The sequence below is a fragment of the Candidatus Chromulinivorax destructor genome, assembly GCF_003366055.1.
GTDB lineage: Bacteria > Babelota > Babeliae > Babelales > Chromulinivoraceae > Chromulinivorax > Chromulinivorax destructor.
Window position 1 is genome coordinate 56,435 of sequence record NZ_CP025544.1, and the last position, 14,281, is coordinate 70,715.

At 32.4% G+C, this 14,281-nt stretch carries 13 protein-coding genes; 12 read left to right on the forward strand and 1 reads right to left on the reverse strand.

Translation table 11 applies throughout. From position 1 onward, the window contains the following. The first annotated feature begins 347 nt into the window (after window positions 1–347). The 10 genes from C0J27_RS00290 to C0J27_RS00335 all read left to right on the forward strand — a co-directional run bounded on the left by C0J27_RS00290 (window position 348) and on the right by C0J27_RS00335 (window position 11,182). Window positions 348–884 carry an ankyrin repeat domain-containing protein gene (locus C0J27_RS00290; protein ID WP_115585204.1) on the forward strand — a complete coding sequence of 179 codons (537 nt, stop codon included), beginning with the start codon at window positions 348–350 and terminating at the stop codon, window positions 882–884. 13 nt (window positions 885–897) lie between these two features. After that, window positions 898–1,524, forward strand: coding sequence for an ankyrin repeat domain-containing protein (locus C0J27_RS00295; protein WP_115585205.1), 627 nt, complete (start codon window positions 898–900; stop codon window positions 1,522–1,524). A gap of 24 nt (window positions 1,525–1,548) precedes the next feature. Further along, window positions 1,549–2,772, forward strand: coding sequence for an ankyrin repeat domain-containing protein (locus C0J27_RS00300; protein ID WP_115585206.1), 1,224 nt, complete (start codon window positions 1,549–1,551; stop codon window positions 2,770–2,772). 29 nt (window positions 2,773–2,801) lie between these two features. After that, window positions 2,802–3,668, forward strand: coding sequence for an ankyrin repeat domain-containing protein (locus tag C0J27_RS00305; protein ID WP_162801687.1), 867 nt, complete (start codon window positions 2,802–2,804; stop codon window positions 3,666–3,668). Between the two features lie 125 nt (window positions 3,669–3,793). Beyond that, the gene (locus C0J27_RS00310) at window positions 3,794–5,242 is read left to right on the forward strand and encodes an ankyrin repeat domain-containing protein (RefSeq protein WP_115585208.1); all 1,449 of its coding nucleotides are present in this window, start codon (window positions 3,794–3,796) and stop codon (window positions 5,240–5,242) included. A gap of 34 nt (window positions 5,243–5,276) precedes the next feature. Further along, window positions 5,277–6,440, forward strand: a complete 1,164-nt coding sequence (locus C0J27_RS00315; RefSeq protein ID WP_115585209.1) for an ankyrin repeat domain-containing protein — start codon at window positions 5,277–5,279, stop codon at window positions 6,438–6,440. 159 nt (window positions 6,441–6,599) lie between these two features. Further along, window positions 6,600–7,553 (forward strand): ankyrin repeat domain-containing protein, encoded by a 954-nt coding sequence (locus C0J27_RS00320; RefSeq protein ID WP_115585210.1) that lies wholly within the window; start codon window positions 6,600–6,602, stop codon window positions 7,551–7,553. Window positions 7,554–7,673: 120 nt separating this feature from the next. Beyond that, window positions 7,674–9,233, forward strand: a complete 1,560-nt coding sequence (locus C0J27_RS00325; protein WP_115585211.1) for an ankyrin repeat domain-containing protein — start codon at window positions 7,674–7,676, stop codon at window positions 9,231–9,233. A 123-nt stretch (window positions 9,234–9,356) separates the two neighbouring features. Next, window positions 9,357–10,115, forward strand: a complete 759-nt coding sequence (locus C0J27_RS00330; protein ID WP_115585212.1) for an ankyrin repeat domain-containing protein — start codon at window positions 9,357–9,359, stop codon at window positions 10,113–10,115. Between the two features lie 41 nt (window positions 10,116–10,156). Beyond that, window positions 10,157–11,182: an ankyrin repeat domain-containing protein gene (locus C0J27_RS00335; protein WP_115585213.1), complete on the forward strand. Its 1,026-nt coding sequence runs from the start codon at window positions 10,157–10,159 to the stop codon at window positions 11,180–11,182. Between the two features lie 94 nt (window positions 11,183–11,276). Here the strand turns inward: C0J27_RS00335 and C0J27_RS00340 are convergent, their stop codons facing one another. Further along, entirely contained in the window at window positions 11,277–12,161 is an 885-nt protein-coding gene (locus C0J27_RS00340; RefSeq protein ID WP_162801688.1) for a hypothetical protein, read from the reverse strand. A 110-nt stretch (window positions 12,162–12,271) separates the two neighbouring features. On the opposite strand from C0J27_RS00340, the gene C0J27_RS00345 reads away from it, so the two are divergent. Both C0J27_RS00345 and proS read left to right on the forward strand, forming a co-directional pair. Next, window positions 12,272–12,742 carry a hypothetical protein gene (locus tag C0J27_RS00345; RefSeq protein WP_115585215.1) on the forward strand — a complete coding sequence of 157 codons (471 nt, stop codon included), beginning with the start codon at window positions 12,272–12,274 and terminating at the stop codon, window positions 12,740–12,742. 108 nt (window positions 12,743–12,850) lie between these two features. After that, window positions 12,851–14,275: a proline--tRNA ligase gene (gene proS, locus C0J27_RS00350; RefSeq protein ID WP_162801689.1), complete on the forward strand. Its 1,425-nt coding sequence runs from the start codon at window positions 12,851–12,853 to the stop codon at window positions 14,273–14,275. Window positions 14,276–14,281 lie beyond the last annotated feature (6 nt).

Below are 14,281 nucleotides of genomic sequence, written 5' to 3' on the forward strand. Positions count from 1 at the left end.
ACACAGCCGGAAACAGTGGTGGCGGCCACGTTACGCTTCTTTAATGAAAAACTACGTCAATCTATGCAAAAAACGAAGCAAATTTTGAGAAATTAAACCTGGCTAAGATTTAAAAAGAGTGCATCAGGCAAACCAGCCAGTAAATTCCCGGAGTTTTCGTAGGAAAATTCAGGGAAAAATCTCTTGTAAAAATTTGGTTCACTCAACCTAGGTATGTATGCAGCTTTTGTTTATCAGGTAATATCTTAATAAGTATTATTTTTAATTGCACTACTAACTATTGTTTTCTAGTTGTAATTATTGATACAATAACTATAGTACATAGTTTATAATATAAGGAATTTGCAATGAAGATATTTAAATTACCAACACTAGTTTTGTGTGGATTTTCTATGGTGGTATCTTCATCTCTTGATGCTGGCAATGCTATTGAAACTATCGCTGTAGCAAAACAAATTCATACAAAATACCACACAACTCTATTGCATACTTTAGTTACTCAGCAGATGTATAATAAAGAAGAAAAAATCACCAAGATGCAACAATTGCTTGATGCAGGAGCAGATGTTAATGCTCGTAATGAAAACAGACGGACACCTTTGTGGCTTGCAACTTTTTATAATATTGAACCAGAATTTATTCAGCTTCTCATCGATTATGGTGCTGATGTTACCATGCAAGATATGTTTAATGTAACTCCTTTGCATAATGCAGTGATAAAAGATAATAAAATAGTTGTGCAATTATTACTTGATGCTGGAGCAGAAATGAAGCCTCATACCTTAGAAAAAATGATTTCATTTCAAGATGATGCACAGCAAAGTCCTTTAGATATTGCTAAAACGCAAGAAATGGACGAACTTTTATTAACACATGAATTGTAATTGAAAGAGTCATATGAAATTTTTTAAAAGAAATATATATAAATTTTTTTGTTTATTGTGTGTTTGCTCACAATTTTTTGCAGACGCCCCAGTAAAAGATATGGGTTTAGCTCGTTATCCAGTTATTGATAAGTCGATGTTTGAAGATAATTTTGCACAAACATCATTAGTTGATTATGATGCTGAGAATGATTACGACTTTGCAGAGCCAGCCTATTTTAAAGATTTTAAACCACGGTCAAGTGATATACAAACGCAAGATACACAAGGTAAAAATTTATTAATGTTAATTGCAGGCAAAGATTCTCATAAACATCTTATGCAATTTATTGTACAAAATTTACGAACAGATTTGCAGGCACAAGATCGTCAAGGCAGATCAGCTTTACACTACGCTGTAATAGGTGGAGATTTTGGTATGGTCAAAATGTTATTGCAACACGGTGCATTACTTGATACCCAAGATCATGAAGGTAAAACACCTTTGTATTATGCGGTAGAAAAAAATTATGTAAGAATTGTAGATTTTTTGATTAACAATGGAGCAGATAAAAAATTAGGTGTTTTTGAAGATGGAGCGTTGCCCCAAGATATGTGTAAAACGCAAGCGATGTGCCGTCTTTTTAAAAAGATAAGATAATTTATAAATAAAAGAGATGTAATCATGAAAAAAATAAAAGTATTAATTTTGTTAATGTTTAGTTTACAAGTCATGAGTATGTACGCTGCGCAAAAATCACAACAAAATGTTGAAAACGGGCGACAAGCGATGATTGATTATGTTGTTACAAGGCTTAAATATTTAACGCAAAGTTTTGATTTTTTACGAGAACAAGGTCTTGTCGATACAACATTTCATGAATATTTAGAACAGCATGTATCGCATGATGAACATGGTAATGAAGATATGAATTTTGATCAAGTCATTATCGATGCAGAAGACGTTCTTACAAAGAATATGAAAGATACATTTTTAAATACCCTTGACATGGCACTTGAAGAGAGTAAAAATCTTGATCAATTTGATGATCCTATATTTTTGTATGTCATGCAACATAAAGATGATAGTAGAGATCTGTACGAAATGGTTCGTTTATGGCTGTATGAATGGGGTAACACTCAAGATGAAAATAAAGAGACTCCACTACATAAAGCTCTTTCTGCTCAGAATAAAGAAATAACACGGATGTTGATTGATGCAGGCGCGAATGTAAATACTAAAAATAGTTTTGGTCAGGCCCCATTGCATTATACAAGTTCTCTACCAGAAATAGCACGTATGTTGATACAAGCAGGCGCTGATGTAAATATTAAAGATCAAAATAGAGAGACCCTCTTACATTATGCAGTCAGAGACAATAATATAGAAATAACAGGTATATTGATAGATGCATGCGCTGATGTAAATGCTCAAAATATTTTTGGACAAACTCCATTGCATCAGGCAATTTATATACCAAAAATAACACGTATGTTGATAGATGCAGGCACTGATGAACATACTCAAAATGAGAATGCAGTTATAAAAGATAAACCAGAAATAACACGTATGTTGATTTCTGCAGGTGCTGATATAAATATTCCAAATAAAAATGGTCAGACTCCATTATATCAGGCAGTCATATGTAATAAACCAAAAATAGTACGTATGTTGATTTTTGCAGGTGCTGATATAAATATTCAAGATGAACATGGTGAGACTCCATTATATCAGGCAGTTATGAAAGATAAACCAGAAATAGCACGTATGTTACTTTCTGCAGGTGCTGATATAAATATTCCAAATAAAAAAGAAAAAACAGCTGAACAAGAAGCTAAAAGTACAAAAATGAGAATGATTTTTGCTCAAACACAGTACGCGAGATCATCCTTTTGCACAATATCATAAAAATATATGAAAACATAATGACCATAATCATGAAAAAAATACACATATCACTTTTATTGATGCTTAGTTTGCAAGTCATGAGTATTGACGCTGCCCAAGCTTCATCACAAAATGTTGAGCTTGCTCGACAAGTTATGATTAATAATACTGTTAAGAATTTAACTTATTTAACAGATGGTTTTAATTTTCTACAAACTCAAAATCTAGTAGGTATATCATTTCATGATTTTTTAGAGCAGCATGTCTCGCATGATGAACATGAAGATGAAGAGATGAACCTTGATCAAGTTATCATCGATGCAGAAAATATTCTTACCGACACTATGAAGGATAGATTTTTACAAACACTTGATACTTCATTACAAGAACGTAAAAATATTAATCAATTTGATGATCCTGTATTTTTGTATGTCATGCAATATAAAGATGATGATATACGTGATATGGTTCATTTATGGTTGTATGAATGGAATAATACTAAAGATAAATTGGGTACTACTCAATTGCATTATGCAATTTATCTCCCAGACATAGCACGTATGTTGATAGACGCAGGCGCTGATGTAAATACTCAAGATGAAAATGGTATAGCTCCATTACATAAAGCAGTTAAGTGGAATCTACCAGAAACAACAGGTATGTTAATTGATGCATGTGCTGATGTAAATATTCAAAATAGAGATGGTGAAACTCCATTGCATATTGCTGCTTCATTAAATCGTATAAATGTAGCAAAAATGTTAATTCTTGCAGGTGCTGATATACATACTCAAAATAAAGATGGTCGAACTGCATTTACTATTGTTTTAATTAATAATGATATAGTACTTTATGTAATTGCAATGATGAATATTGCTTACATGGTTATGCAATTTGATTGGACATTTGAAGAATAATCTTAAAAATAGTAAATAATTTTGCCTTGATGCAGTTACCCCTGTAAAATATTTAAAATCTATAATTTTATAACTAAAAACAGTTCTTATGTAATCTATAATCCACATAAAAAAAAGTTATAATCATGAAAAAAATACAGGTAGCAGTTTTATTGATGCTAGGTCTACACGTCATCAGTATGTACGCTTTCCAAGAATCGCTGCACGATTTTGAGCATGGGCGACAAAGTATGATTGATGATGCTGTTACAAATTTTTCTTATTTGACGCAAGGATTTGATTTTTTACGCACTCAAAATCTTATTGACACAACATTTCATGATTTTTTAGAGCAAAATGTATCACATGATGAACGTGAAGATGAAGAGATGAACTTTGATCAAGTGATGATCAAAGCTGAAGATATTCTTACAAAAAATATGAAAAATACATTTTTACAAACGCTTGATACTACATTAAAAGAATATAAAAATCTTGATCAATTTGATGATCCTGTATTTTTGTATGTCATGCAACATAAAGATGATATGCAAGATATAGTCATTTTATGGTTTAATGAATGGAGCAATATTCAAGAGAGGCCTGTTATAAATACATTATACCATGCTATTTTGATTAATAATGCAGAAATAACAAAAATGTTAATTGATAAAGGTTTTAAGCCTACTATAAAAAATGGTCAGAATCTATTACACCTTGCTATTAGAAAAAATAATACAGAGATAGTAAAGATATTGATTGGTGCAGGTGCTCAGCTTAATATTGAAGATAAATATGGCAAAGCACCATTGCACCTTGCTGTTGATTGTGAAAATACAGAGATAGTGAAGATATTGATTAATGCAGGCGCTGATGTAAATATTGAAAATAAATATGGCAAATCACCATTGCACATTGCTGTTGATTGTAAAAATATAGAGATAGTGAAGATATTGATTAATGCAGGTGCTGATGTAAATATTAAAGATCGTATGACGGGCAATACTCTCTTAAATTTTGCAGTTTTAGAAAATAAAGAAAAAAAAATAAAAATATTGCTTGCTGTAGGTGCTCATGTGAATATTGAAGATAAACATGGTAATACTCCATTGCATAATGCAATTCTCTGTAATCAAGTAAAAATAGTAAAGATGTTACTGAGTGCAGGCGATGATATAAATATTCAAAATAAAAATGGTGAGACTCCATTGTATATTGCAGCTCAAATTAATAAACCAAAAATAGTACGCATGTTGATTTATGCAGGTGCGGATGTAAGAATTCAAAATAAAGATCATAGAACTTCATTACATGTAGCATCTAGCTATGGAGACAGATTAGATATAGTGAGTATGTTAATTGACAAGGGTGCTGATGTAAACATTCAGGATAAAAATGGTATAACTCCATTGCATGTAGCAGTTAGCTGCAGCAAATTTGATATAGTAAGTATATTGATTGACAAGGGTGCTGACTTAAATATTCAAAATAAACGTGGTAAAATAGCAGAACAAGAAGCTACAAATTTAGCAATGCAAGCTTTTTTTATAGGTGTACATGCTCGTCAAGCAGTATCGCATTGTACAATATCATGAATAAAAATAGATTTAAAAAAGATTGACCAAAATCATGTATAATATAAAAATATTAGTTTTGTTGATGTTTAGTTTGCAATCAATCAGTATGTACGCTATGCAAGAATCGCTGCACAATGTTGAGCGTGGACGGCAAGTTATGATTGATGATGCGGTTACAAATTTTTCTTATTTGACGCAAGGATTTGATTTTCTACAGACACAAGGGCTTATTGACACAACATTTCATGACTTTTTGCAGCAGAATATATCACATGATGAACATGAAGATGAAGAGATGAACTTTGATCAAGTGATGATCAAAGCTGAAGATGTTCTTACACTCCATATGAAGCATACATTTATAAAAGAACTAGATATGACGATGAAATATTATTACTCTGATGATCCTGTTTTTTTGTATGTTATGGAACATAAAGATACGAGTATGCCAGATATGGTTCGCTTATGGTTGCATGAATGGAGTAAAACTACAAATAAAGGGGGCTTTTTTCCATTGGATAGAGCTATATTGAATAGTAATAAAATAGCAAGGATGTTGATTGATGCAGGTGTGAATGTTGATATAAAAAATAGATATGGCCAAACTCCTTTGCATCAAGCTATTTTTTATAGTGAGATTGAAATCGTGCAAATGTTGATTGATGCAGGGGCTCGCCTTAATCTTCAAGATGAAAATGGTCTAACTCCATTGCATCTTGCAGTTAGGAATAATTCAACAAAAATAGTAGCAATGTTGATTGCCGCAGGCGCTAATCTTAGTATCAGAAATAAAGAGGGGAAAACTCCATTATATTCTGCTATAAGTCATAATGAAAAAGAAATAGCACACATGTTGATTCATGCTGGTGCTCATGTAAATCTTAAAAATAATTATGGTATATCTTTATTACATTTGGCAGCTACACACAATAATGAAGAAATAGTAAAAATGTTGCTTGCTGCAAGCGCTTGTATTAATCATCAAAATAAAAATGGTCAAACTCCTTTACATTTGGCAGTTAGTAACGATAATACTAACATAGCATTGATGCTTATTCATGCCGGAGCTGATACTTATATTCTTGATAAACATGGCAAAACAGTTGATCAGTTAGATGGTTGCACCAAGATAATAATAAAATCTATCGTACAAAATCGCGAGAAAAAGCAAAAGAAGATTGATGCTCAAGCTATCGCTCGTCTTAAAAAAAATTAAAAGCAAAATGTTTTAATCAATATACTATAAAAAACATTGACCCCGGAATAAAAACTGGGGTTTATTTTTTATGGTGATGAGCTATCATACAATAGGTGTACAACGCAAGCAGTCTGTAACTTTTAAAAAAATAAACAATTCAAAAATAAGAAAAATACAATGATGAAAAGAGTACGAGTATCAGTTTTTTTGATGCTTAGTTTGCACGTAATTAGTGTGTATGCTGCCCAAGATTTACCCCAAGATGTTGCTCTTGAGCGGCAAGTTATGATTGATAATGCTGTTAAGAATTTTTCTTATTTGACGCAAGGATTTGATTTTCTACAGACACAAGGGATTATTGATACAACATTTCATGATTTTTTAGAGCAAAATGTATCACATGATGAACATGAAGATGAAGAGATGAACTTTGATCATGTGATTATCCATGCAGAAGATGTTCTTACAAAAAATATGAAGGATAGATTTTTACAAACGCTTGATACTACATTAAAAGAATATAAAAAACTTGATGATTTTAATGATCCTGTCTTTTTGTATGTGATGCAACATAAAGATTATGATATGCGCGATATGGTTCATTTATGGTTGTATGAATGGTGTAATACTCAAAATAAATATAAAGATTTTAAATTGCATACAGCTATTTATCACAAAGAAATACTAAATATTTTGATTGATGCAGGCGTTGACCTTAATGCTAAAGATAGACTTGGCAAAACTCCATTGCATCTTCTTATTTATAACGGTAATACAAAATTAGTGAGTGTGTTGATAGCTGCAGGTGTTGATCTAAATATTAAAGATAGATTAGGTCAAACTCCATTGTATGATGCAATTTGGTCGGATAGAATAGAAAAATTTTGTATTTTGCTTGATGCAGGCGTTGATCTAAATATTCAAGATAACGTTGGTTACACTCCATTACATTATGCAGCTTTGAAAAATAAGGTAGAAAAAGTAAAAATTTTGATAGCAGCAGGTGTTGACGTAAATCTTCAAGATAAACGAGGTAAAACAGCTGAGCAATCAAGTAACGATAAAAAAATTAAAGCTATTTTTAAAAAAGCGCATGCATCTCAAGCAAGATCGCACTGCGTAATATCATAAATAACAACAGATTTTAAAATTATGTGTTTTTATAATGGCGAATTACCATGAAGTATGTGTACAACGCAAGCAGTCTGTAACTTTTGAAAAAATAAACAATTCAAAAATAAGAAAAATGCAATGATGAAAAGAGTACGAGTATCAGTTTTTTTGATGCTTAGTTTGCACGTAATAAGTGTGTATGCTGCCCAAGATTTACCCCAAGATGTTGCTCATGAGCGGCAAGAGATGATTAAGAATGTTGGTACAAGTCTTCCTTATTTATCGCAAGGTTTTGATTTGCTCAAAGATCAAAATATTGTTGATACAAATTTTTATGATTTTTTAGAGCAGCATCTATCGCACGATGAACGTGAAGATGAAGAGATGAACTTTGATCAAGTCATTATCCAGGCTGAAGATATTCTTATAACAAATATGAAGGATACATTCTTTAAAACGCTTACTACTGCAATAAATTACGATAAACCTCTCGATCAATTTGATGACCCTATTTTTAGACATGTCATGCTGTATAAAGATAATATGCAGGATATAGTCATTTTATGGTTTAATGAATGGAGCAATATTCAAGAGATGCCTGTTGTAAATCCATTATACCATGCTATTTTGATTAATAATGCAGAAATAACAAAAATGTTAATTGATAAAGGTTTTAAGCCTACTATAAAAAATGGTCAGAATCTACTAGTCCATGCTGTTCGCAAAAATAATACAGAGATAGTGAAGATGTTGATTGATGCAGGTGCTCAGTTTACTATTCGAGATAAACATGGTTACACTCCATTGGACTATGCTGCTAGTTCTGAAAATACAGAGATATTGAAAATATTGATTTATGCAGGCGCTCATGTAAATATTGAAGATAAAGATAAAAAAACTCCATTACACTTTGCTACTCTTTATAACAATAATACAGAAATGGTGAAGATATTGATTCATGCAGGCGCTCATGTAAATATTGAAGATAAAGATAAAAAAACTCCATTACACTTTGCTGCTAGTTCTGAAAATACAGAGATAGTGAAAATATTGATTGATGCAGGTGCTCAGCTTAATATTGAAGATAAAGATAAAAAAACTCCATTACACTTTGCTGCTGATTATAATAATACAGAGATAGCGAAGGTATTGATTGATGCAGGCGCTCAGCTTAATATGCAAGATGAAGATGGCAAAGCACCGTTGCATTATGCAATTATTTTCAATATAAAAAAATTAGTAAAAATGTTGATAGCAGCAGGTGCTGACATAAATATTAAAGATAAAAAAGGTTGGACCCCATTGCATTATGTAGCTTTTTTAGATTTTTATAATACAAAAATAGTACGTACGCTTATTAAAAAAGGCGCTGATGTAAATATTAAAGATGAATCTGGAACTACTCCATTACATTGTGCAGTTTACTGCGATAATAATGGAGCAAAAAAAGTAAGTATGCTTATTAATGCAGGTGCCGATGTAAATATTAAAAATGAATATGGTTGGACTCCATTATATTATGCAGCTTTGAAAAATAAGGTAGAAAAAGTAAAAATTTTGATAGCAGCAGGCGCTGACATAAATATTCAAGATGAATCTGGTCAAACAGCAGAGCAAGCAAGTGACGATAAAAAAATTAAAGCTATTTTTAAAAAAGCGCATGCATCTCAAGCAAGATCGCATTGCGTAATATCATAAATAACAACAGATTTTAAAAATAGATGTTTTCAAGCTAATGAGTTATCATAAAATAGTTTTACAACGCAAGCAGTCTGTACCTTTTAAAAAATTAAACAATTCAAAAATAAGAAAGATGCAATCATGAAAAGAGTACAAGTATCAGTTTTTTTGATGCTTAGTTTGCACGTAATGAGTATGTACGCTGCCCAAGAATTGCCGCAAAATTTGCAACAGAATCGACAAACTATGATTGATGATGCTGTTAAAAATTATCCCTGCTTAACACACGGTTTTGATTGGACCCAGTTGTATAGTGAACATTCAAGAGATAATTTAAAAAAAGCATATAAATTGATTGATGAAGGTGTAGATGTAAATGTTAAAAATGAATATAATAACACTCCGCTACATAATGCTATCTGGTGTAATAATAAAGAAATGGTAAGCAAGTTGCTTGTTGTAGGAGCTGATGTAAATATTCAAAATGGAAAAAGTGAAACTCCGTTGCATTGTGCTGCTCGGTATAGTATTACAGAAATAGTAAAAATGTTGCTTGATCTAAATGCTGATATAAATATTCAAGATCAACGTGGTAGAACTCCATTACATCGGGGAGTTTGGTCTAATAATACAGAAATAGTAAAGATATTAATAGCTGCAGGCGCTGATGTAAATATTCAATATCAAGATAAATTTGGTAAGAATCCATTGCATTATGCAGTTTGGAGAAATAATACAGAAATAGTAAAGATGTTAATAGCTGCAGGAGCTGATCTAAATATTCAAAATAAATTTGGTAAAACAGCTGAACAAGAAGCTACAACTCAAGAAATGAGAGCAATTTTTGCACAAGCGGTACAGGAACGGCAAGCAAAATTTAATGTCCAATCTATGGCTTGATATAAAAAATTAAAAACATATTAAAAATCAAGAAAATAATTATGAAAAAAATACAAATATTAGTTTTGTTAATGTTAAGTATGCAGTCAATAAGTATGTACGCTGCACAAGAATTGCCGCAAAATTTGCAACAGAGTCGACAAACTATGATTGATCATGCGGTTAAAAATCATCCCTGCTTAACAGAGAGTTTTGATTTTTTACAAACTCAAAATCTTGTAGATACAAGCTTTCATGATTTTTTAGAGCAAAATGTATCGTATCATGAAGATTCACATGAGGAGATACAATTTGATCAAGCTATTGTCAATGCACAAGATATTATTACAAAAAATATGAAAATTACATTTTTAAATAATATGATTCTTGGAATAAGGAAGATTGATCTTGATACATGTGATGATCCTATATTTTTATATGTCATGAAGCATGAAAATGGCCACATGTCTGATTTCGTCCGTGTATGGTTGCATGAAACGGGAAACCTATTGAAATTTGCTGCTTATTATGGCAATGCTAAAATAGTACGTATGTGTCTTACTGCAGGTTGTGATGTGAATGTTCAAGATCAAAATGGTATAACTCCATTAGGTTACATTGCAAAAAATTTTGATTACTGTGGTTCTCATACAAAAATAGTAAAGATGTTGATAGCTGCAGGCGCTCATGTAAATATTCAAGATGAATATAGTAACACCCCATTAATGTATGCTGCTTGTTTTAATAATACAGAAATAGTACGTATGCTTATCGGTGCAGGCGCTCAGGTAAATATTCAAAATAAATATGGTAGAACGCCATTGCATGAGGCAGCTTTGAAAAATAAGCCAGTAATAGTAAGCATGCTGCTTGCTGCAGGAGGTAATGTAAATATTCAAAATAAACGTGGTTGGACTCCATTGCATTTAGCTGCTTGTTTTGGTGAGACCGAAATGGTAAATATGTTTGTTGCTGCAGGTGCTGATGTAGATATTCAAGATAAAGATGGTAGAACAGCTGTGCAAGAAGCTAGAACTTTAAAAATAGAAAATATTTTGAAAAAACAACAAAAAATAGCTAAGGCGTGAGCTATTGCTTGATTGAAAAAACAACAAAAATTAAAAAAATGTTAATTTAGTAAAAGAGAGCGAGTTGTAATAACTCGCTCTCTTTTACTAAAATTTATTGATTAACCAGCATTGGTCTATCAGTTGCTTTGGTAGCATGCTGAATAGTTGCTATTTTTTCTTGAAGAGTGTTGATATTTTTTTTAATTTTTTTGATATCGATTGTATCGGGAAGTTGAATTTGCTCAACTGTTTGTAAACCTATAATCATATTATTTAATTTGCTTGCAACGGCATCAACATTTGTAGCTGTTAAGCCTTGAGTGATTGATTGAAGTGATTGCGCATACTCTTTAATTTGATTTATAATTTGTAGCTTGTTAACAAGATAATCAACTTCTAAGCGGGTTACAGCAAGTTGCAAACTTAAGCTTGCAGCTTTATCAGAAGATTCAAAAAGTCGCAATGATTGTGCAAGATCATTAACGCCTTGTTCAATCATTTTAAAATCAGGTTTTTTTGAAGTCAGCATATCTTTTAATTTTTTACATTTTGCATAAAATGAACTGACGTCATTCAGGCTATAAACTATACCATTGAGATCAACACCGTCTTGATCTATTTTCATCGTGCCAGATTTTGACAAATTAATTGCGTAAATTCCTGATGGTTTATTTGTTCTATCAGTTACAACCTCGTCATTGTAGTAAATAATTTGTGGCAAGTCAGATTGCATACGTTTAATCGTAATTTTTTTTATACCACTGTTGTCAAAATTTAGCTTTGGTAAAGGATTGTCGTATTGATTAATTCCGTTATCTAAGTTTTTTTGAACATTTAAATTTTCGCTTGGGTTGACTTGTATTGCATACGTTTTTTTTTCTGTATCAATTGTTACGGTTGCTTGTTGAGACATCAAATTAGTAACCGTTATTGTGCCTGCAGCTACGAATTGAAAATGCATGATAATGGCTAAGAGCATAATTACTATTTTTTTCATAGGATTTTTTCCATTTTTATATAAAATCTATAAGCACACGGTAACAAAAACAGTAATTTAAAATCAATGGTCCTGTGTATGATTATTAAAAAATAGATTGGATATAATGTATGAAGCAAACTCTCACGGTTATAACTTTTTTTTCAATTTTTTTATGTGTATCGTTCTATGCGCAATCAGAAGAAAATAGACCTGAATGTACGATAGAACATGTTGATACTCTTGCAGAGCTTAAGAAACAGTTTGAAAATTATGATACTGAGCAAATTTTTGAGTCTGATGAAGATGATGATTTTAAAATTATTTTTGATTTAGAAGATATCTATCCACTTGTTGATTACGATACGATTTGTGCTGAATGCGAAATTCAAGATTTTCTTAACAATGCAGTGCTGATAATTGATCCAATGATTCCCGATGTTCCTCAAGCTCCAGAGTCAGTTGATGTGATTGTTGCACAAGAATATCAAGAAGATGCTCAACATAAAGTTGAAATTGAAGAGAACGTCAAAGACGTACCTCGTCCTAAAAAACGTAGTTGGTTTGGTAAGAAATCAAAAAAGAACAAAGTTGCACAATAACTTGCGATAAAAGTAGCCTATCAGAAAAACAGGAGCTACTTTTTTACTTTTTTCCAGAGCATGCTAAAATTAAAGAAGCTTAAAAATTTTTATCATGTGTGGAGTATTATGAGCAAGTTGCCGGATATTACAAAAAAGTTTCCTGATTGGTATCAAGAAGTTATCTATGAAGCAGAATTAGCTGAACAAGCTCCTGTTAGAGGATGCGTCGTAATTCGTCCTTATGGCAATGCGATTTGGGAAGAGATCAAAGCTGTTTTAGATAAAAAAATTAAAGACACTGGTCATGAAAATGCAATATTCCCACTCTTAATTCCTTTATCTTTTTTAGAAAAAGAGGCAGAACACGTCGCAGGTTTTGCACCTGAACTTGCTATTGTAACCCATGCTGGTGGTAAAAAATTGGAAGAACCGTTAGTCGTTCGTCCAACATCAGAGACGATGATTCATGCAATGTTTGCAAAATGGATTAAGTCATACCGCGACCTTCCTTTGAAAATTAATCAGTGGGCAAACGTCATGCGTTGGGAAAAGCGTCCACGCGCTTTCTTACGTACTTCAGAATTCTTCTGGCAAGAAGGACACACTGCTCACGAAACACACGAAGAAGCTTTGCAAGAAACTTTACTGATGCTCAGCGAATATGTTGATTTAGCACAAAATTATCTAGCAATCCCGGTTATTCAAGGGCGTAAGTCTCCATCGGAGCAGTTTCCTGGAGCTGAAGCAACCTACACGTTTGAAGGTTTTATGATTGATGGTAAAGCTTTGCAGATGGGAACATCGCATTTGCTTTCTCAAAATTTTGCAAAATCATTTGATATGAAATTTCAGAACAAAGAAGGGCAGATAGCATACCCTTATTTAACAAGCTGGGGAGCTACAACTCGTTTAGTTGGCGCTATTATTGCTTCGCATGGCGACCAAAAAGGTTTAATTATTCCACCTCGTATTGCACCAATTCAGTTAGTGATTATTCCAATTTATCGATCAGATGAAGAAAAACTACATGTCTTAGCTGCAGCACATGAGATGACAAACATCTTGAAAAAAGCTGGTATTCGTGTTAAGTGTGATGACAATGACAATATGAAACCAGGTGCTAAGTTCTTTAAATGGGAACTTCGTGGTATTCCTTTCCGTTTAGAAATTGGACCACGTGACCTTGCTGCTGGAACTGCAATGATTGCATCTCGTTTATCAGGTGAAAAGCAATCAATTGCTATGAACGATCTTATAACATTATTGCCAGGTATGCTTGACCAATTTCACCATGAACTATTTGCAACTGCACAAGCACGTTATGAAAAAATGTGGCATAAAATTGAAAAAATTGAAAACTTTGGTAAACAGCTTGAAGAGCAAGCTGGTATTTATCAGACTGGTTGGTGTCGCGATGCAGCATGTGAACAGCTATTAAAGCCGTTTACTGGTTCAATTCGATGCTTACTGAGTGATAGACAAGAGATGAAAGAATGCTTTGGTTGTAATAAGCCAAGCGTTGTGGACGTAATTGCCGGAAAATCATATTAATTGAAA

Bases quoted from the DNA above. Each gene is read 5' to 3' on its own strand.
- C0J27_RS00290 (WP_115585204.1), top strand. From the start codon at position 348: ATGAAGATATTTAAATTACCAACACTAGTTTTGTGTGGATTTTCTATG.
- C0J27_RS00295 (WP_115585205.1), top strand. From the start codon at position 898: ATGAAATTTTTTAAAAGAAATATATATAAATTTTTTTGTTTATTGTGT.
- C0J27_RS00300 (WP_115585206.1), top strand. From the start codon at position 1,549: ATGAAAAAAATAAAAGTATTAATTTTGTTAATGTTTAGTTTACAAGTC.
- C0J27_RS00305 (WP_162801687.1), top strand. From the start codon at position 2,802: ATGAAAAAAATACACATATCACTTTTATTGATGCTTAGTTTGCAAGTC.
- C0J27_RS00310 (WP_115585208.1), top strand. From the start codon at position 3,794: ATGAAAAAAATACAGGTAGCAGTTTTATTGATGCTAGGTCTACACGTC.
- C0J27_RS00315 (WP_115585209.1), top strand. From the start codon at position 5,277: ATGTATAATATAAAAATATTAGTTTTGTTGATGTTTAGTTTGCAATCA.
- C0J27_RS00320 (WP_115585210.1), top strand. From the start codon at position 6,600: ATGATGAAAAGAGTACGAGTATCAGTTTTTTTGATGCTTAGTTTGCAC.
- C0J27_RS00325 (WP_115585211.1), top strand. From the start codon at position 7,674: ATGATGAAAAGAGTACGAGTATCAGTTTTTTTGATGCTTAGTTTGCAC.
- C0J27_RS00330 (WP_115585212.1), top strand. From the start codon at position 9,357: ATGAAAAGAGTACAAGTATCAGTTTTTTTGATGCTTAGTTTGCACGTA.
- C0J27_RS00335 (WP_115585213.1), top strand. From the start codon at position 10,157: ATGAAAAAAATACAAATATTAGTTTTGTTAATGTTAAGTATGCAGTCA.
- C0J27_RS00340 (WP_162801688.1), bottom strand. From the start codon at position 12,161: ATGAAAAAAATAGTAATTATGCTCTTAGCCATTATCATGCATTTTCAA.
- C0J27_RS00345 (WP_115585215.1), top strand. From the start codon at position 12,272: ATGAAGCAAACTCTCACGGTTATAACTTTTTTTTCAATTTTTTTATGT.
- proS (WP_162801689.1), top strand. From the start codon at position 12,851: ATGAGCAAGTTGCCGGATATTACAAAAAAGTTTCCTGATTGGTATCAA.